General features: G+C 65.7%; 16 protein-coding genes and 1 pseudogene. 9 read left to right on the forward strand and 8 right to left on the reverse strand.

Annotated features, from left to right (window positions below; all coding sequences use genetic code 11):
- Positions 1-102 precede the first annotated feature (102 nt).
- Positions 103-466, reverse strand: a pseudogene (locus J3P31_RS21370) (ATP-binding protein); the annotation flags it as partial.
- A gap of 347 nt (positions 467-813) precedes the next feature.
- On the opposite strand from J3P31_RS21370, the gene J3P31_RS11275 reads away from it, so the two are divergent.
- A complete protein-coding gene (locus tag J3P31_RS11275; RefSeq protein ID WP_210528535.1) occupies positions 814-1317 on the forward strand; it encodes a helix-turn-helix domain-containing protein in 504 nt (167 codons plus the stop codon).
- A 622-nt stretch (positions 1318-1939) separates the two neighbouring features.
- Complete coding sequence (locus J3P31_RS11280) at positions 1940-5317, forward strand: PAS domain-containing protein (protein WP_210528536.1); 3378 nt, start codon at positions 1940-1942, stop codon at positions 5315-5317.
- Positions 5318-5754: 437 nt separating this feature from the next.
- Here the strand turns inward: J3P31_RS11280 and J3P31_RS11285 are convergent, their stop codons facing one another.
- The 4 genes from J3P31_RS11285 to J3P31_RS11300 form a co-directional block, all read right to left on the reverse strand.
- Entirely contained in the window at positions 5755-6912 is a 1158-nt protein-coding gene (locus J3P31_RS11285) for an MFS transporter (protein WP_210528537.1), read from the reverse strand.
- A gap of 30 nt (positions 6913-6942) precedes the next feature.
- Complete coding sequence (locus J3P31_RS11290) at positions 6943-7728, reverse strand: DeoR/GlpR family DNA-binding transcription regulator (RefSeq protein ID WP_210528688.1); 786 nt, start codon at positions 7726-7728, stop codon at positions 6943-6945.
- Between the two features lie 382 nt (positions 7729-8110).
- Positions 8111-8596, reverse strand: coding sequence for a DUF4396 domain-containing protein (locus J3P31_RS11295; protein ID WP_210528538.1), 486 nt, complete (start codon positions 8594-8596; stop codon positions 8111-8113).
- A gap of 233 nt (positions 8597-8829) precedes the next feature.
- Entirely contained in the window at positions 8830-9714 is an 885-nt protein-coding gene (locus J3P31_RS11300; protein ID WP_210528539.1) for a LysR substrate-binding domain-containing protein, read from the reverse strand.
- A gap of 98 nt (positions 9715-9812) precedes the next feature.
- Here J3P31_RS11300 and J3P31_RS11305 point away from each other — a divergent pair, with 98 nt between their 5' ends.
- The 7 genes from J3P31_RS11305 to J3P31_RS11335 all read left to right on the forward strand — a co-directional run bounded on the left by J3P31_RS11305 (position 9813) and on the right by J3P31_RS11335 (position 14290).
- On the forward strand, positions 9813-10043 hold the full coding sequence (locus J3P31_RS11305) for a hypothetical protein (protein ID WP_210528540.1): 231 nt from the start codon (positions 9813-9815) through the stop codon (positions 10041-10043).
- A 209-nt stretch (positions 10044-10252) separates the two neighbouring features.
- Positions 10253-11128, forward strand: coding sequence for a LysR family transcriptional regulator (locus tag J3P31_RS11310; RefSeq protein WP_246849441.1), 876 nt, complete (start codon positions 10253-10255; stop codon positions 11126-11128).
- A 96-nt stretch (positions 11129-11224) separates the two neighbouring features.
- Positions 11225-11848, forward strand: coding sequence for an NAD(P)H:quinone oxidoreductase (gene wrbA, locus J3P31_RS11315; protein ID WP_210528541.1), 624 nt, complete (start codon positions 11225-11227; stop codon positions 11846-11848).
- Positions 11848-12486, forward strand: a complete 639-nt coding sequence (locus J3P31_RS11320; RefSeq protein ID WP_210528542.1) for a DsbA family oxidoreductase — start codon at positions 11848-11850, stop codon at positions 12484-12486. Before wrbA ends, J3P31_RS11320 begins: the two co-directional genes overlap by 1 nt.
- A gap of 11 nt (positions 12487-12497) precedes the next feature.
- Positions 12498-12704, forward strand: a complete 207-nt coding sequence (locus J3P31_RS11325; RefSeq protein ID WP_210528543.1) for a hypothetical protein — start codon at positions 12498-12500, stop codon at positions 12702-12704.
- A gap of 49 nt (positions 12705-12753) precedes the next feature.
- Positions 12754-13626, forward strand: coding sequence for an EamA family transporter (locus J3P31_RS11330; protein WP_210528544.1), 873 nt, complete (start codon positions 12754-12756; stop codon positions 13624-13626).
- Between the two features lie 301 nt (positions 13627-13927).
- Positions 13928-14290: a DUF2568 domain-containing protein gene (locus J3P31_RS11335; RefSeq protein ID WP_210528545.1), complete on the forward strand. Its 363-nt coding sequence runs from the start codon at positions 13928-13930 to the stop codon at positions 14288-14290.
- Positions 14291-14327: 37 nt separating this feature from the next.
- Here the strand turns inward: J3P31_RS11335 and J3P31_RS11340 are convergent, their stop codons facing one another.
- The 3 genes from J3P31_RS11340 to J3P31_RS11350 all read right to left on the reverse strand — a co-directional run bounded on the left by J3P31_RS11340 (position 14328) and on the right by J3P31_RS11350 (position 16395).
- The gene (locus J3P31_RS11340) at positions 14328-14867 is read right to left on the reverse strand and encodes a GNAT family N-acetyltransferase (RefSeq protein ID WP_368373066.1); all 540 of its coding nucleotides are present in this window, start codon (positions 14865-14867) and stop codon (positions 14328-14330) included.
- Between the two features lie 15 nt (positions 14868-14882).
- The gene (locus J3P31_RS11345; protein WP_210528546.1) at positions 14883-15569 is read right to left on the reverse strand and encodes a hypothetical protein; all 687 of its coding nucleotides are present in this window, start codon (positions 15567-15569) and stop codon (positions 14883-14885) included.
- A gap of 145 nt (positions 15570-15714) precedes the next feature.
- Entirely contained in the window at positions 15715-16395 is a 681-nt protein-coding gene (locus J3P31_RS11350; protein WP_210528547.1) for a DUF4386 domain-containing protein, read from the reverse strand.
- Between the last annotated feature and the right edge of the window lie 196 nt (positions 16396-16591).

Here is a 16591-nt window from a genome sequence, read left to right on the forward strand (position 1 = left end):
TCTTGGCGGCGTCAAAGCTCGTGCCTTGTTGTGAGGATCCCTCATCCACGTTCCACCCCCGCGGTCGTGCCCCTGTGATGACGTCTGATCCGACGGTGGCTGGAGAATGGCTCCGGTGTTCGGCGAACCGAAGATCTCGGTCCACTCGTCGAACAGCCGTTGCTGGTGATCAGCGTGGCGCCGCGCTCGTAGCGTTGGGAGATCAGCTCGAAGTGCAGCTCAGCCCCGGTCGTCGAGAGCGGCGCGAAGCCAGTTCGTCGATGATCAGCAGCGTGTGGCTGGCGATCCGCTTCTGGAGGCGCATGAGCTGGCGCTCGCCACGGGCCTTCATCAACTCATGCGAGAGAGCAGCCGTGCTGGTGAAGCCGACAGCGAAGCCCTTTTGGCAGGCGGTCAGGCCAAGCCCGAGGGCGACATAGGTCTTGCCTGTGCTGCTTAGGCCGAGGGCGATGACGCTCTCACTCCGAGGCCCCCCGGCGTCGGCCACCAGATGGGGCTGGGGCCGGTCGATTCCGTGGACCCTCACGAGGCAGGGCGCTGCGCCGGAGGCCGCGATTTCCTGCCGGCGGGAGGAGCGCGGTGTCGGACCGACGGCCACCCGGACAGTGGTGCCGCAGCGGCACCAAACCGGCGGCGAAACGGTCGCCGCCGTCACCCGCGCCATCGCGGCGGGGCCGCGGAACCGCCCGATCGGTGACCAGGAAAAAAGTTGCGATGGGTGAAAAAGAGCCGGCACGATTTTCGCAACCTCCCCCTAGCCTCATCATATCGACAACAAGCTGAGGCGCGAGCCCAGCAACACGAGGGACAACGATGCGTACGGCACCCCATTTTTACAGCATCCGCTTCGTCGCGGGCATGCTCGATGAGACCGCCCTGCGGCGGATGCTCGGAGAGCAGTTCGACATCCCCTGCTGCTCGATCGAGCGCGCGCCCTGGCCGGCCGTCGAGACGACGCACAAGGCCAAGACGGTCCAGCCCGAGCGCGAGAAGGCCGGGACGCGCCGGCCCGGCCGCCCGCGGGGGAGCAAGCTCGTCCTGGACCTCGCCGTCCGGGCCGCGGACTTCCCGCCCCTGCGCGGAATCGTCCTCAATGAGCTCGCCCGGGTCGGCAATGCCTCGACGAACGAGATCAGGCGCGTCCTCGAGACGCGCAAGGTGCGGCGCGCTGACCTGACCCGGGTCGAAATCGACCGGCTGCGCCAGGAGGGCTTCCTGCGGACGGAGCCCGGTGCCCCCGACGACCGCCACCACCTGACGGAGCGGGGGCAGCGGCTCGCCGAGGAGCTCCATCGCCTGCACGGCGAGGCGCGCTGACGCCCGCCCTCGGCTTCCCCGGCGCCCCAACCCAGGGCCCTGGGGAGCCCAGCCAGCCGACCCCTCTCGTATAGGCGAGTTGCCTTGGCGACGACATGATGGCGACTTGCTCGTCAGGGGGCGACCGTCTGCCAGCGCTCATCGCAGATCTGATGCACTTGGGGTCCTCATGCTGCAGAGCGCCGCAGCGGGGATCCCAATTAGAGAGGATACTCCACAAGTTGGGAGCCGAGGAGGATGAGCGCCAAGGACCCCATGCAGCCGCACCATGCGCTCCACCTCACCGCTCAGCGGCTCACCCAGGAGCCGCAGGGCCTCCGTAGCCGATAAGGCCCAGGACGATGCGATCCCGAGAAAGGCCTGGCACGCGGCGCGGCTCTCCGGTCCAGGATCGGCGGCCGGCGGTGCTGGGATGGCTCGCCGCCTTGTCTTGCGGACCGGCAGATCGGTCCGTGGCGGCGAGGTGACCAAGGACGAACGCTCTGCGTGCGGAACCCGGCCAAAGTGACTGGCCCGTCCGAGTTCCTCTGGACCTACCTTCACCCGGGTGACGGCTTCCGATAGATGTCTTCGTGCCCGAGCCAGCCATCCACTCCGTCCTTCTGAACCTCCGAGGTCTGCGATGAATGTGAGCAGCATGATGCCGCTGCGGCTTGCCGAGCTCGCCAGCCCTGCGAGCCTCACCCGTGTCCTGCTGGACAAGATGACCGAAGGTGTGAGCCTTTCACGCGAGGACGGCACGATCGTCTACACGAACCCGGCCGAGGAACGGCTGTTTGGCTACGGGCCCGGCGAACTCCTGGGCCAGCACGTCTCGTTGCAGAACGCCTACTCGCCTGAGGAGAACACTCGGGTTGTCGAAGAGGTCATCGAGGAACTCAAGCGTTCGGGCACCTGGCAGGGCGAGTGGCGCAACCGGCGCAAGGATGGGTCGGAGTTCACAACCCGCTCGCGCATCAGCAAGGTCGAGATCGCTGGCGAGCGGCACTGGCTCTGCGTTCAGGAGGACGTGACGGACGAGCAGGAGATCGCGAAAGCCCTGCACGACGAGCGGGCCCGGCTCAAGCTGGCCACCGAGGCCGCCGGCATTGGCATCTGGGATCTGGACGTCCTGACGGGTGGGATGACCTACTCGCGTCGCGCCAAGGCCATCCTTGGTCTTCCCGAAGAGGAAGCAGTCACGCCCGAGCGGATCCTCTCCGTCATCCATCCCGACGACCGCGCTCATGTGGAGGCGCTCTATCATTCGGCGCTCGACCCGAATGAGCGCTGCCGCGACCCCTTCGAGTACCGGGTCTTGCTCGAGGATGGCTCGATCCGCTGGATCCTCGGTTTTGGAGAAGCAATCTTCGAAGAGGTGGACGGCAAGGCTCGAGCCGTCCGCTATCTCGGCACGATCCAGGACATCACCTCTCGTCGCGAGGCCGAACAGGCCGAAAGCCAGGCCGCGCAACGCCTGCGTCTGGCGGTCGAGGCTGGCCGGATGGCGGTATGGGATCTCGACGTCGCCACCAACACCGTCACCGGCTCGCCGGATGTGAGCCGGCTCCTTGGCTTCCCCGAAGGCGAGCCGATTGACGCTGAGGCGGCTCGCCTTCGTTACTGCCCCGGCGAGTACGAGCGGATCTCGGCGGAGCATGCGGCGGCTATGGCGCGAGGGCAGACCTCGTATGACGCCGAGTTCCGCTACCAACACCCCGAGCTCGGAGTCCGTTGGCTTCGGTTGCGCTACGATCTGCTCTTCGATGCCGAGGGGCAGCCGACCCGCATCATCGGTGTCATGTCCGACGAGACCGAACGGATGCACGCGCATCTGTCGCTGAAGGAAACCGAGGAGCGGTTCCGCCTCATCGCGGACAGCGCTCCCGTGATGCTCTGGATGGGCGACCCCAAGGGCAAGTGCCTTTACCTCAACCACGCCCAGCGGGAGTTCTGGGGCGTGGCCGAGGAGGACATCCCTCGCTTCGATTGGACCCCCACCATCCATCCAGACGACGTCGTCGCACTGTCTGAGCCCTTTGGCCGGGGGATGCGGGACCAAACGGCATTCACTGTTGAAGCCCGGTATCGGCGAGCGGATGGCGAGTATCGCCTGCTCCGAACGGATGCGCGTCCACGGTTCAACGCGGTAGGCGAGTTCCTCGGAATGACCGGGGTCAACGTGGACGTCACCGAGCAGCGGCGAGCGGAGCAAGCCTTGCGGCGCGAAACCCGGGCGCTCGCTATCGTCAACGAGACGGGTGCCGCCGTCGCGGCCGAGCGGGATCTCGAGCGCATCGTGCAGATGGTCACGGATGCGGGACGGGAGCTCACGGGAGCCGAGTTCGGAGCTTTCTTCTACAACGTCCTGAACGAACAGGGCGAGCGCTTCATGCTCTATGCCCTGTCAGGCGCGAAGCGGGAGGCCTTTGCCAACTTCCCCATGGTGCGCTCCACAGCGCTCTTCCACCCCACGTTTCAGGGGGAGGCGGTCGTTCGTTCCGATGACGTCCTGTCCGACCCACGCCATGGGATGAATGCCCCTTACAACGGAATGCCAGATGGGCATCTGCCGGTTCGCAGCTACCTGGGCGTCCCTGTGATCTCGCGCTCGGGCGAGGTGCTGGGCGCACTGTTATACGGCCACGGTAAGCCCAATGTATTCCGAAGCGAGCACGAGACCCTTCTGTTAGGGATCGCCGGTCACGCCGCAACGGCCATCGATAACGCCCGCCTGTTCCAGGTCAACGAATGCGAACTGGCGGAGCGCCGGAAGGCCGAAGCTGCTCTGCAGGCGCTCAACGAGACGCTGGAACAGCGCGTGGCCGCCGAGATCGTCGCGCGGACCGAGACCGAGGAGGCTCTGCGCCAGGCACAGAAGATGGAAGCCGTGGGCCAACTCACGGGCGGCATTGCGCACGACTTCAACAACCTGCTCGCAGGCATCGTGGGCTCGCTTGACCTCATGCAGACCCGGATCGCGCAAGGCAGGACGGCGGGGCTCGACCGCTATGTGGGCGCGGCGATGACCTCGGCGCAGCGCGCGGCGGCGCTCACCCACCGCCTTCTGGCCTTCTCGCGCCGCCAGCCGCTTGACCCCAAACCGGTGGAAGCCAATCGCCTGGTGGCCGACATGGAAGACCTTCTGCGGCGCACGCTCGGGCCTGCGATCTCCCTTGAGATGGTGATGGCCGGCGGCCTCTGGCGCACGCTGTGCGACCCCGTGCAGCTCGAGAGCGCACTTCTGAATCTTTGCATCAACGCGCGTGATGCCATGCCTGACGGAGGGCGGCTGACCATTGAAACGGCCAATGCTCATCTCGACGACGCCTACGCCGCCGCCCAGCGCGACGTGACACCGGGCCAGTATGTCGCCATCTGCGTGACAGACACCGGGATGGGCATGTCGCCTGAACTCGTCTCGCGTGTCTTCGAGCCGTTCTTCACCACAAAGCCCATCGGGCAAGGCACGGGGCTTGGCCTGTCCATGGTCTACGGCTTCGCCAAGCAATCGGAAGGGCACGTCCGAATCTACTCGGAGGAGAGGCAGGGCACGACGGTCAAGCTTTACCTGCCGCGCCATCGAGGGCAGGAGGAGAGCGCCGAGGCTGAAGCCGGAGTGGTCGAGCTTGCCCGAGCGGAAGCCGGGGCGACGCTGCTGGTTGTCGACGACGAGCCTGTGGTGCGCGGCCTGATCGTCGAAGTGCTGGGCGATCTGGGCTACCATGCGCTCGAGGCGGGGGATGGTCCATCGGGCCTCAAGATCCTGCAGTCGAAGCGTCGCATCGACCTGCTGATCACCGATGTCGGCCTGCCCGGCCTGAACGGTCGCCAAATGGCGGACCAAGCGCGGGAGCGACGTCCCGACCTCAAGGTTCTTTTCATCACCGGGTACGCCGAGAACGCCACGTTGGCCAACGGTGTCCTGGAACCCGGCATGGCTATGCTCACCAAACCCTTCGCGGTAGACGCGCTGACGCGCAAGATCGGGCAACTCCTTGAGCACCCTGCGTCGGGATAGGACGACAACTCGAGAACAGAGTAGAGACTGTATTCGGCAGTCGCTGCTTTTCCGTTGGTTGTTGGACATCGAAGGCACCTTCCTGCTCCTCGCTGGAGATCATCGAAGGTGTCTCGCCGCATCGCGCGGTCCTACAGTCCGAAGGGCCTTGGTGCCTCATCCTGTTCTCGAGGTTAAAGTCTACGCGGCGAACCTCAGTGCCCGAGCCTTCCACGCCCACCTTGGCTCCACCAAGACTGGAAGGCGCGATAATGGCGACTAGGGCTGCCCTTGGCCGATTCTACACTTTTATCTGTGCGCCTGACCCTTGCTTTAGGTCAGCCTGACGCGCGAGGCCCAGCTACCTGCGGAAACCGTGGATGTGTCTGTGGTTGCGCCAAAAGGCCGCAGAGCCTTCAAGATCACGGGTCCGGATGGTGATGAGCGGGTTTCAAAGCTCACCCTCGCGTCACGGCTCGGGCCGAAAGCGGCACCAGGAGCACCAGCGCGGCCAGGAGCCAGAAGGCCGCCGACAGGCTGGTCGCGTCCGAGACAAAGCCCATGAGAGCCGGGCCGGCGAGGATGCCCGCGTAACCCGTTGTCGTGACCGCCGCGACTGCCAAGCCCGCCGGCATGATGGTCTGTCGCCCGGCCCGGCTGAAGAACACGGGCACGAGGTTGGCGGCCCCCAGCCCGATCAGGAGAAAGCCCAGGAGCGCCACAGGCGTCCAGTCGACGGCCAGCAGCAGCACGAAGCCAGCCATCGTCAGCAGCCCGCCCCAGACGAGCACCCGCAGATCTCCCAAGGCGCTGACCACCCGATCGCCCGTGAGCCGGCCCACGGTCATGGCGACGGAGAAGAGCATGTAGCCCACCCCCCCCTGCGCGGCCGAGTCGACCAGGTCGCGGCCAAGGAGCAGCAGCGCGCTCCAGTCGAGGATGGCGCCCTCGACAAGGAAGATGAGCCCGGACAGGGCCGCAAGCAGGAGCACGATGCCGCGCGGGGCCACAAAGGCCGGGGCCTCGCCGCCTTGAACCTGCAACAGGCGCGGCCACGCCAGAAGAATGGCCACGAGGGCCAGGGCGCTGCCGCAGAGCGCGCTCGCGAACGGCGAGACTCCTTGAGACAGAAGGAGCGTGATGCCGCCCGCGCCCACGAAGCCGCCTACGCTGAACATGCCATGGAACCCCGACATGAGCGGCACGCCGGCGGCCTTCTCGACCTCCGTGGCATGGACGTTCATCGCCACGTCGATGGTGCCCAGCGAGGCCCCGAAGAGAAGGAGCGCGGCGGCGAGCAGGAGCGGACTGCTGACCACGGAGAGGAAGGGCAGGATCAGGACGAGGCCCAGGCCCCCGGTCAGGATCATGGGCTTGCTGCCCACCTGGGCGCTGATCCAACCGGTAAGCGGCATGGCCAGAATCGAGCCCAGGCCGAGGCAAAGAAGAAGGAGCCCAAGCTGGCCCTCGTCGGCGCCAACGTTCGCCTTGGCGAAGGGCACCATGGGCGCCCAGCAGGCCATCACGAAGCCGGCGGCAAAGAAGGACAGGCGCGTCGCGAGGCGGGTGCCCCCTGTGTCCGCCGACGAAGGCGTGGTCTCAGCGTAAGAGGTCATGTCAGGGCTCAAGGAAAAGGGAGGAAAGGGTCAGAAGTTCGGGGCTTCAGCGATCCGCAGGTCAGCGCCTCTCGCGCGAAGTGCGGAGACGACCTCGGAAGGCGCGTCATGCTCCAGGACGACGTGGGCGATGTCCGAGATCGGGCCGATCGCAAACGGAGCCGAGGTCTCCAGCTTGGCGTTGGTCATCATCAGGGCGGTGGCTGAGCTCACCTCAAGGAGGCGGCGCTTCATGTCCACGTCGTCCATGTCGAAGCCGGCGAGGCCATTCTGGGCCGACAAGGCGCAGGCACCCAGGAAGCAGAGGTCAAAGCGGAAGCGCCCCAGCTCGGCCAGGGCCCGGGCGTCGACGCAGCCACCAACGGATGGGTTCACGCGGCCGCCGATAAGGATCAGCGAGAGGTCGTCCCGAGTCATCAGCGCCGCCGCGGCCGGCAGCGAGTTCGTGACCACCCGCAAGCCGAAGTCGCGCGGCAGCAGTCCGGTCAGCTGAAGCACCGTGCTGCCGGTGTCGAGAAAGATGGTCTGTCCCTTGGAGATCAGGGCCACGGCGGCTCGCGCCAGGGCGCGCTTCCGCGCGGCATCCTCGCCCGAACGGACCTCGATAGGCGTCGAGGCCGGCGAGAGCGGTAGCGCGCCGCCATAGACGCGTTGGCAGAGCCCTTCCTGCGCCAAAGCCCGCAGGTCGCGGCGGACCGCGTCCTCGGAGACGCCGAACTCCTGCGCGAGTGCAGTGGCTACCACGGCCTGACCGCGAGCCAGACGATCAGCGATTTGTTGGCGACGACCAAGGGAGAGAGCGGGTGAATCGTGCATGAACAAGAGATAACAGACCACAATGAGAGTTTCGAGGCCCAACGTGATCGCAACTGCTCCGGTGGGGCAGCTACATACCCAGACTATGCCGTTGTGGGTCTTTCGCTCGTCTGGCGAACAGCAGTGGCTTAGAAATGCCGCAACTATTCCCCCTCAGCATCCGCACCGGAGCGCTGGACGCATCGTATGAAGCGTGCGCAGGCAGGAAACCTCTGCGATGCGGTGACACGGACCTGCTTGGAGAGGCAGGCGGACGCTGTGAAAGATGTCTTGTGCCCTGCTCGGCCAGCCATAAGCGCGGTGACGCGCACAAGCTGGGGGGGCGGGTTCTTCAAGGCGGCCGCAAGGTCATGACGCCAGCGTTACGGGTCTTCGGATTCGCTCAGTGTCCAGTATGATGCTGGTGGACGGCAGCATGTCCCCGGCCTCGGGCAATGAGCCACCGGTTGACCGGAAAGGCCGCCGCTCCGGCGATCAGCAGCGCCATGGCCAAGCTGCCCCAGAAAAGGCCAGAGCCGACCCCAGCGTGCATCGCCCCGGGGATGAGGAGCATGATGCCGTTGTCCACGACCTCCATCAGAGTGATGGAGATGGTGTCCGCCGCGAGCGCAAGCCGGACGGCCGCCCCAAGGGTGAGGCCTGCGCGCAGGAGCGGCAGCATCGTTAGACCATACCCGAAGAGAAAGGCCAGGATGACGGCGAGAGCGATGGTGGCACCATTGCTCCAGCCTAGCGCGGTACCGATCACAAGGCCCAGCACCTCGCCGATGGCACAGCCGCTGAGGCAGTGGACGGTCGCGCTGAAGGCCAATCGATTGAGCGTGGCGCCGGGTGCAGCGTGGTGGTCGTGGTGGCTGATGTGAGTCATGGCAGCTCTCCGGAGGTGAACTGCCATGCAAGCTGGCCCTTCCCATCATGGGAAGGTCAAGGAGTTTCTCGCCTGCACCTGCGGCGGCTCAGATCGACACAGATCAGCCAGGATGTTTCGGCGAGCTTAAGCACTGCGGATGCCAGACCAAGCGCAAATTTGGCAGTGCTCCTGCGCTACGGGTGTTGCCATCTGTCATGCCAGGCAGTGGCACGACCTGTTCCTGGCCCAGCTCAACCGCCCTTCTCGCTCTCTCCCGGCTTTGCCCGCAACCAACTCACAAAGGCGTCCACGGCCGGCCGGCGCGGGCCAGGCAAGGTCACGACCCAGTAGGTGAGCTCGGGCAGGCCCGGAAAGGGCACCTCGACGAGCCGTCCGGCGGCCAAGTCGGAGGCCACCACAGCATCGGCCGAGAACAGAAGACCATAGCCGGCCAGTGCAGCCGAGACGGCCAGGGTCGGGTTGTCGATGCCGTTCACCGTCAGCGTCGCCGGATCGATCCCGGCGCCTTGAAACCACAGGGCCTCTTGCGGATCATCTGGTGCCAGAAGCCACGGCAGGCGCGTGATGTCGCTGTCGCGAGCGAGAAGCTCAGGCGTTCCCACCAGGATGTAGCGTGTCCTCACCAAAGGCTCGGCCACCGTTCTGGGCCACGACCCTTGGCCGGTCCGGATGGCCACGTCGTAGCCATCCCGGGTCAGGTCGGACACTGCATAATCCGGTGTGATCGAGACAGCCACGTCGGGGTGGCGGCGCCAGAACTCCCCTAAGCGGGGCAGAAGAACGGACTGGGCGAAGTTGGGTGTGGTGGTCACGCGAAGGCCTCGACGCTTCTCCACCCGTCGCAGCGCCTCGACCCCGGCGGCGATGGTGCCGAAGCCGTCATGGAGCGCGCGGGCGAGGCGCTCGCCGTCCTCGGTAAGAGTCAGGTCCCGTCCGTAGCGCCGCAACAGCGTTGTACCGAGTTCAGCCTCAAGGCCGCGGACCGCCTGCCCGATGGCCGCATGCGTAACGTTGAGCACGCGTGCGGCCTCGCTGAAGTTGCGGTGGCGGGCCGCGACCTCAAAGGCTCGCAGCGCTGAAAGGGAAGGAAGATGCCGCCAGTCGGGTGCCGACATGTGAAACCCCAGGTTTCAGATCTGAAGAATTGCTGATTAGCTCACATCAGGCCTGCAAGCTAGCTTGGCTCCATACCTGCCTTCGAGGAAGCCAAGCCATGTTACAGAGCATCGATCATCACTACTTGCGGTTGGCCGGCCGATTTGAACGCTTCGAGGCCCATGATCCGGCGGCCATGCACCGGCGCGAGCTGGTCCGTATGCTGCGCCAGGAGAGACGGGCTCGCTGGTCGGCCCGAAGGCTACGGCTGCGTGAGTGGATCACCAGGTGGTCGTTGCAACGGAAAACAACCGCGCCGGTCGAACTCGAGGAGTGCCGGTCCTGCTGAGCCGGTGTTAGAGGGAAGCAGGATGGTCCTGGTCCCAGTCCGGACGAAGAAGAACAGGCGGGGCTAGATTGGAGCCACTTGCCTCGCCAATGCTATAGCGTCGCGACCCTACCCCTTGGGCTGATCGGCACCTGCAGATACCCTGTGACCGTGGGAGAGCATCGTTCCTGCTGAAGTTTTCGGAGGAAGCGCTGGACCGTCTGTCTGTCATGAGGGCCTTTTGCCGGATCGTGGAGCGCGGCAGCATCGCACGAGCCGCCGAGGACCTCGCCGTCTCCCCAGGGCTGCTCAGCCGCGAGCTCAAGCTCCTTGAGACAAGCCTGGGCTGCTCGCTTCTCAGCCGCACGACGCGGCGGATGTCCCTGACCGGGCATGGTCAGATCTACTACGAGGACGCACGTCAGATCATTGACGATCTTGCCCGGGCTGAAGAGCGGGTGCGGGCCGGCGCCGGAGTGATTGGCGGGCTGCTGCGGGTGAATGCCCCGCACTCCTTTGGCACAACAGTGCTCTCGGCGACCCTTCCACAGTTCCTCGCGCGCTACCCGGAGGTGCAGCTCTCGCTGTCCTTCGACGACCATGTGATCGACATGATCGAAGGTGGCTTTGACCTCTCGATCCGCATCCGCGCAGAGCTTCCCGACTCCGGGATCGTGGCGCGAAGGATCGGCGGCGTCCGGCAGGGGCTGTTCGCGGCTCCTGCCTATCTCGAGACCCGTGGCAGTCCCACCTCTCCGGAGGAGCTGCACGCGCACGACCTTGTCGCCTACGCTCTCTCGGACACCCCAGGAAGCTGGATGCTGAGAGGCGCCGAGCGGACCGAGGCCGTCGAGATCAGCCCCAGGCTCCGGCTGGGCAGCAGCGTCGTGCTCCGGGACATGCTCGTCGCAGGACAGGGCATTGGGGCATTGCCGGATTTCCTCTCGACCCCGGCGGTCGAGGCCGGACGGCTTATGCGGGTTCTGCCGGGCTGGGAGATGCCGGAACGCACGATCTACGCGGTGACCGCCTCTCGGCTGGGGGCCGACGCGAAGACACTCGCTTTCATTGATTTCCTCCGATGCGTTGTGAGTCCCCACTCGTGACGCCAGCTCACGAATGACGTTCGCGCAGCCGGGTTAATCCGGGCCGTCCATCGCGCCATCCTCCGGGTCATCGCATCCAGACAACCGGTGGATCCCATGACAAAGGTTCTCGTTCTCTACTACTCTAGCTACGGCCACATCCGCGCCTTGGCGCAAGCCGAAGCCGGAGGTGCCGGCTCCGTGCCTGGCGTCCAGGTCGACCTCCGGCGCGTGCCGGAGACCGTGCCGCAGGTGGTGCGGGACAGCGCGGGCTACATGCTTGACGACACGCCGGAAGCTCGGGTCGCCGACCTGCCGGACTACGACGCCATCATCCTGGGCACGCCCTCGCGCTTCGGCAACATGGCCGGACAGATGAAGCAGTTCCTTGACCAAGCCGGCGGGCTTTGGGCCCGCAATGCGCTCGTGGCCAAGGTCGGGGCGGTCTTCACCTCGTCCAGCACCCAGCATGGCGGACAGGAGGCGACGGTGCTGTCGGCGCATGTGCCGATGCTGCACTTCGGGATGCTCATTGCGGGGCTCCCCTACAGCTTCGAAGGCCTGCATCGGACCGATGAGATGGTGGGCGGATCGCCCTACGGCGCTGGCACGATCGCTGGGGTAGACAACTCACGGCTACCCTCAGAGATCGAACTGGCCGGCGCCTGGTACCAGGGCCGCCATGTCGCTCGGATTGCCGCGCGGCTCGCCTCCGGCGCCGTCCAGAGGGAGGCTGCGTGATGCCTCGCCTGACCATCGACTTCTTCCATGACGTCGTCTGCGGCTGGTGCTTCAACATCTCGCCACGTCTGCGCGCCTTGGCCGACGAGTTCGACCTCGCGGTCCATCACCGGACCTTCGTTCTCCAGGACAGCCGCGAGCGGATGATTGAGGTCTGGGGCTCCATTGCCGCAGCGAAGGAGACCATCCTCGGCCATTGGGAGGCCTGCCGCCGGGCCAGCGACACCCCGGAACTGTTCAACCTCGACGGTATGAGGGCTGCCCCGTTCGAGTATCCCTTCGGCCTGCCCGCGGCACTCGCCTGCAAGGCTGCAGAACGGATCGGCGGCCCTGCTGCGCACTGGGACATGTTCGACCGGCTTCAGAAGGCGCACATCACCGAAGCCCGCAACGTTGCCGACCCCGAGGTGCTGATCTCGATTGCGAAAGAGGCGTGGTACGACCCGGCTCACTTTTCTGAGGTGATGGCCGAGTTTGGCACCCGTCGCGCTGTGGAAAGGGACCGTCAGTACGCGCACCGGCTCCAGGTGCGCTCGGTCCCGACGCTGGTCGTGCGCGAGACGGGCGCCCGCCTGATCAACGGACCGGTCGAAGATCTGCGCGCTCAGTTGCGCGTGGCCCTGAAGCTCGTGGCCTGATGGAGAGCGTCATGGCCCCGACCCTTGCCCGACTTGCGTCAACTCCTTCCACGCTGATTGCCCGAACCCTGCGGAGCTGGTTGGTCCGCCACCATCGCCGTCGCGAGGAAGAGCGGCTCGACGCTGCGACCCGGCACCTGCCGCACAGGCTCTTGCGCGACATCGGCCTTGAACCCCACCCGGACGACTTCGGTGCCCGTCTCCGCCGCTACCTGTAACCTCGCGGTCGGACGCTCGACCGACCCGCCCCGTGCTTCGGTGCTTCGCATGACCCGCTCGACCGACCTTGTTCTGACCGTCTTGGCGCCTGTCGTCTGGGGCAGCACCTACTACGTCACCACCGAGTTCCTGCCCCACGGCTATCCTGTAACTATCGCAGCGCTCCGTGCGCTGCCTGCGGGACTCCTGCTTCTTGCCGTCACGCGCCGCCTACCGGAGCGAGAATGGCTCGGCCGGATCTTCATCTTAGGCGCGCTCAACTTTGCCGTTTTCTGGATTTGCTTGTTCGTCGCAGCCTATCGTCTGCCAGGGGGCGTTGCCGCCACCCTCGGAGCGACCCAGGCGCTCCTAGTGATCGTGCTGGCGCGCGGCCTTTTGGGCATGGCCATCAACCTGCCCGCCGTGGCGGCAGCTGCCACTGGTGTGGGCGGCGTGGCACTTCTGGTGCTTGGCCCTGAGGCAGCGCTCGACCCCGTGGGGATCGCTGCAGGCCTTGGCGGGTCCGCCTCGATGGCCGCCGGCACGGTCCTGAGCCGCAAATGGCAGCTGCCCGTATCCGCGCTCACCGTGACCGCATGGCAGCTGACAGCAGGCGGACTAATCCTGGTTCCCTTCGCGCTTGTGGTCGAGCCACCACTTCCCCCGATCGAGGTGCGGCATCTGGGTGCTGTGGCCTACCTTAGCCTGATCGGCGCGGCAGTGTCTTACGTCCTCTGGTTCCGTGGCCTCGCCCGGCTCGGGCCCGCACCTCTCTCGATGCTGGGGATGATGAGCCCGGTCACGGCCGTCCTTCTGGGCTGGGTCCTACTCGGACAGGAGCTGAGCCCGGTGCAAATGATCGGTGCCGTCATCGTCTTGAGCTCGATCTGGGCTGGACAACACGCTGCAACCCAGCCTCGATTAAGGATGCCGGCTCACTGAGCTAGATGGCTGCGCTCCTCATGGCGGCAGGCTCGCTGGAGCCGGATCTCTGCTGGGATTATCGACGCCATTCTGGACGAAGCTCTTGCGAGAACCGAGGACGGCAGAGCCAAGGCGGCAGGAAGCTCCTCAGCATTTTCAGACTGCAACGTTTTTCAAGCAAGGCTCACTGAGTGTATCTCCCGAATGACGCACTGGCGGGTAGATCTCACCCTACGAGTTCAGGAACCGGGAGTGGCGGCCATAGCCGGTATCATGCCATGATCGGATAATACGTTTCTAATGATCCGGCTGCCCGTCCATGCTCCAGGCCTTTAACCTTGCCCTGCGCTTCGTGCTCGAACTCTTGGCCCTGGTGGCCGTAGGTTATTGGGGCTTCACTCTCTCTGCCCCGCTCGGTGTGAGGTTACTCGGAGGGCTCGGGCTGCCGCTCCTGCTCGCCACAGCCTGGGCCGTGTTCCGCGTGCCGGGTGACGGAGGCGAGCCAATCGTGGTGGTCAGCGGGGCGGCGAGGCTCCTGCTCGAAGCTGCCGTCTTCAGCATCGCCATTGCGCTTCTGCTCGCGGCCGGCGCCCCTCGACTCGCTGGAGCCTTCACGTTGGTCCTGCTCCTGCACTACGGGATTGACTATCAGCGAGTGGCCGTACTGCTACGCAGGGCGTAATGTAAGGCTAGGCCTTCCGCCTGTGCGCTTTAGACCGTCAGGTCGGTCGGAGCAGAGCAAGGTAGATCGAGTCTGCCCACTCCCCGTAGACGAAGAAGGTCCGCGCGGCGCGTCTTGTTACCTGAAAGCCAAGCTTTGTCAGCAGCTGAAGCGAGGCCTCGTTGCGCGGGTCAACATCAGCTGTGAGTTCCGGCACGTCCGTCGTCGCGAACAGGTGGGTGATGACAGCGCGGAGCGCCTCGTCCATCAGACCGCGTCCCCAGTGTTCGCGACTGAGCAGGAAACCGATCTCAGGTGTGCTCCAGGCCCCGGCCTTGCCGATGATGCGTCCATCCACCTCCAGCATGAAGTCGAGCCCGCGGTGAGCCTCGCCGACCATAGCCGCCAGGTAGCGCTCGGTCTCCGCCCGGTCGCGGTGTGCTTCCGTCGACCAGAAGCGCATCACGGCTGGGTCCGACATGATGGCATGAAGGTCATCGAGGTCTGACATCCGCGCTGGACGCAGAAGGAGGCGGGCCGTCTGGATCGCCGTGCCCGCCGTCCCGTCGCAAATAACAAGCCGCTCCTCTTGCTCCACTTGTCAGACCCAGACCTACCCTGCGGCGGTTTGTGAGAGTGATGGACCGGCGGCTTGAGCCACGCGGGACGCGTCCACCCGGCGCTCCGACCAGAGGGCATAGCCCAGCCAAGCAAAGGCAAGCCCCATCGGCACGGCCGCAAGCCGCTGGACCTCGTGCGGCAGCAAAGCGGCCAGGGGCGTCAGCAGGGCCGTGATGGCGAGAAGGCCTGCCGGCCAGCGCGGCAGGACGCCAGCCCGGAAGGTGGCAATGCCCAGGCACAGGCCTCCGAGCAGATAAAGGATGCCGAGCACTCCATAGACCGGTCCGAGAGCGCCGATGGCCATCTCGCCCGGTCTCCCATTCACGATGCCCAGGAAGCTGTCGACGAACGAAGGTGCCGCGGTCGCCATCGCCGGTAGGATGAAGAGTTCGGTAAAGACATAACCGATCTGGAGCATCCAGCAGAGGCTGAACAGGAGGGCTCCGGCCAGCCCCAGCCATCCCGCCTCCTCAAGCTGCCTCGCGTAGAGGCCTGCAATGGCAAAGAGGAAGAGGAAGCACATGACGAGCTTCAGGACCATGATGACCGTCCAGTAGCTCGAGGTGACCGATGCCAGCACGTCGGCTGGGTGGATTGGCTGGATGGCCGCGAAGATGATCCCGGCCATGATGGCGGCCAGACCCGTCGCGCGAATGAGGCTGGCTCCTGTGATCGTCATCTTACTCTCCTGGGCCTGAGGGATTGCATTTGCAGTGCTTGGGATCTGCGCGCCCGAGCGGAGGCGGTGGGGCTCCCGGTTCCAGCTTGGTGGTCGCCTCGGCTCTCGGGAGCGCCCACCATCCTTAGTCCGGCGTGGGCGGACATCACGGGCGGGGTTCGTGCAGCGCGGCCAAGGCGGTCGGACTGAAGCCCTTCACCAGCAGCCAGATGCCGAGCGACAGCTCCCAGAAGAACTCCGGGATGGTGGCGATGATCTGCGCGGTGGAGCCGGCCTCGATGAGCCCGAACACGATGGAGATGCCGGCCAGGAGGAGCGCGGGACCCCCGATCAGGCCCAGAACCGACATGGCGCGCGGGACGAGCCGGGTTCTCCACAGCATCCAGCCGAGGATCAGGCCGTTGCCGACGCCGACGACGACGCCCGGCCCGAGGTTAAAGGTCCAGTCGTGGATCGCGACCAGCGACTGGCCGACCACGAGGAGCGACGCCTCGTCAGCATCTCCGGCCTCGAGCCGCAGCGTGTTCAGGGCCAGCATGGTGATGATGCCGACGGCGATGAACACGCTCTCGGTGATGCGCGCGGCCACGAAGCCCAGCGACAGGACCTCGAAGCGTCTCCGCAGCACGGGATAGAGCGCAAGCGCCGAGCCGATGTTGGCGATGATCAGGATAAGCTCGAGGAACGCGCCCCAGGAGACGCCCCGATCGAAGCCGCCGCCGAGGATGAAGGTGGGGTCGCTGAGCGCCGGCACGTAGAGGGAGAGAGCGGCGGGGATCGAAGTGGCATAGGTGATAAGGAACAGCAGGCCGGTCAGGCGGGCCAAGCGTTGGTCCTCTGCGAGTTGGTCCTGACGGACCCCAGCTTGGCTCGCCAGCCGCCCTAAGGCACTTGGGCTGACATCAGGTTGAGCGATCAAGTCTGCTGCGGAAGCGGGCGTGGTGATGCTTTCCATAGGAGCCTCTTGGCTGGGGTGGCGGGCAGCACCCTCTGCACTAGGCACTCGGCGTCGGTTGCGGAAC

It is taken from the genome of Rubellimicrobium arenae (genome assembly GCF_017916275.1).
In the GTDB taxonomy this organism is placed as follows: domain Bacteria; phylum Pseudomonadota; class Alphaproteobacteria; order Rhodobacterales; family Rhodobacteraceae; genus Rubellimicrobium; species Rubellimicrobium arenae.

Coding starts and splice junctions, on each gene's coding strand:
- J3P31_RS11305 (WP_210528540.1), top strand. CDS start 9,813: ATGTTACAGAGCATCGATCATCACTACTTGCGGTTGGCCGGCCGATTT.
- J3P31_RS11285 (WP_210528537.1), bottom strand. CDS start 6,912: ATGACCTCTTACGCTGAGACCACGCCTTCGTCGGCGGACACAGGGGGC.
- J3P31_RS11280 (WP_210528536.1), top strand. CDS start 1,940: ATGAATGTGAGCAGCATGATGCCGCTGCGGCTTGCCGAGCTCGCCAGC.
- J3P31_RS11310 (WP_246849441.1), top strand. CDS start 10,253: ATGAGGGCCTTTTGCCGGATCGTGGAGCGCGGCAGCATCGCACGAGCC.
- wrbA (WP_210528541.1), top strand. CDS start 11,225: ATGACAAAGGTTCTCGTTCTCTACTACTCTAGCTACGGCCACATCCGC.
- J3P31_RS11275 (WP_210528535.1), top strand. CDS start 814: ATGCGTACGGCACCCCATTTTTACAGCATCCGCTTCGTCGCGGGCATG.
- J3P31_RS11290 (WP_210528688.1), bottom strand. CDS start 7,728: ATGCACGATTCACCCGCTCTCTCCCTTGGTCGTCGCCAACAAATCGCT.
- J3P31_RS11300 (WP_210528539.1), bottom strand. CDS start 9,714: ATGTCGGCACCCGACTGGCGGCATCTTCCTTCCCTTTCAGCGCTGCGA.
- J3P31_RS11295 (WP_210528538.1), bottom strand. CDS start 8,596: ATGACTCACATCAGCCACCACGACCACCACGCTGCACCCGGCGCCACG.
- J3P31_RS11325 (WP_210528543.1), top strand. CDS start 12,498: ATGGCCCCGACCCTTGCCCGACTTGCGTCAACTCCTTCCACGCTGATT.
- J3P31_RS11330 (WP_210528544.1), top strand. CDS start 12,754: ATGACCCGCTCGACCGACCTTGTTCTGACCGTCTTGGCGCCTGTCGTC.
- J3P31_RS11345 (WP_210528546.1), bottom strand. CDS start 15,569: ATGACGATCACAGGAGCCAGCCTCATTCGCGCGACGGGTCTGGCCGCC.
- J3P31_RS11320 (WP_210528542.1), top strand. CDS start 11,848: ATGCCTCGCCTGACCATCGACTTCTTCCATGACGTCGTCTGCGGCTGG.
- J3P31_RS11335 (WP_210528545.1), top strand. CDS start 13,928: ATGCTCCAGGCCTTTAACCTTGCCCTGCGCTTCGTGCTCGAACTCTTG.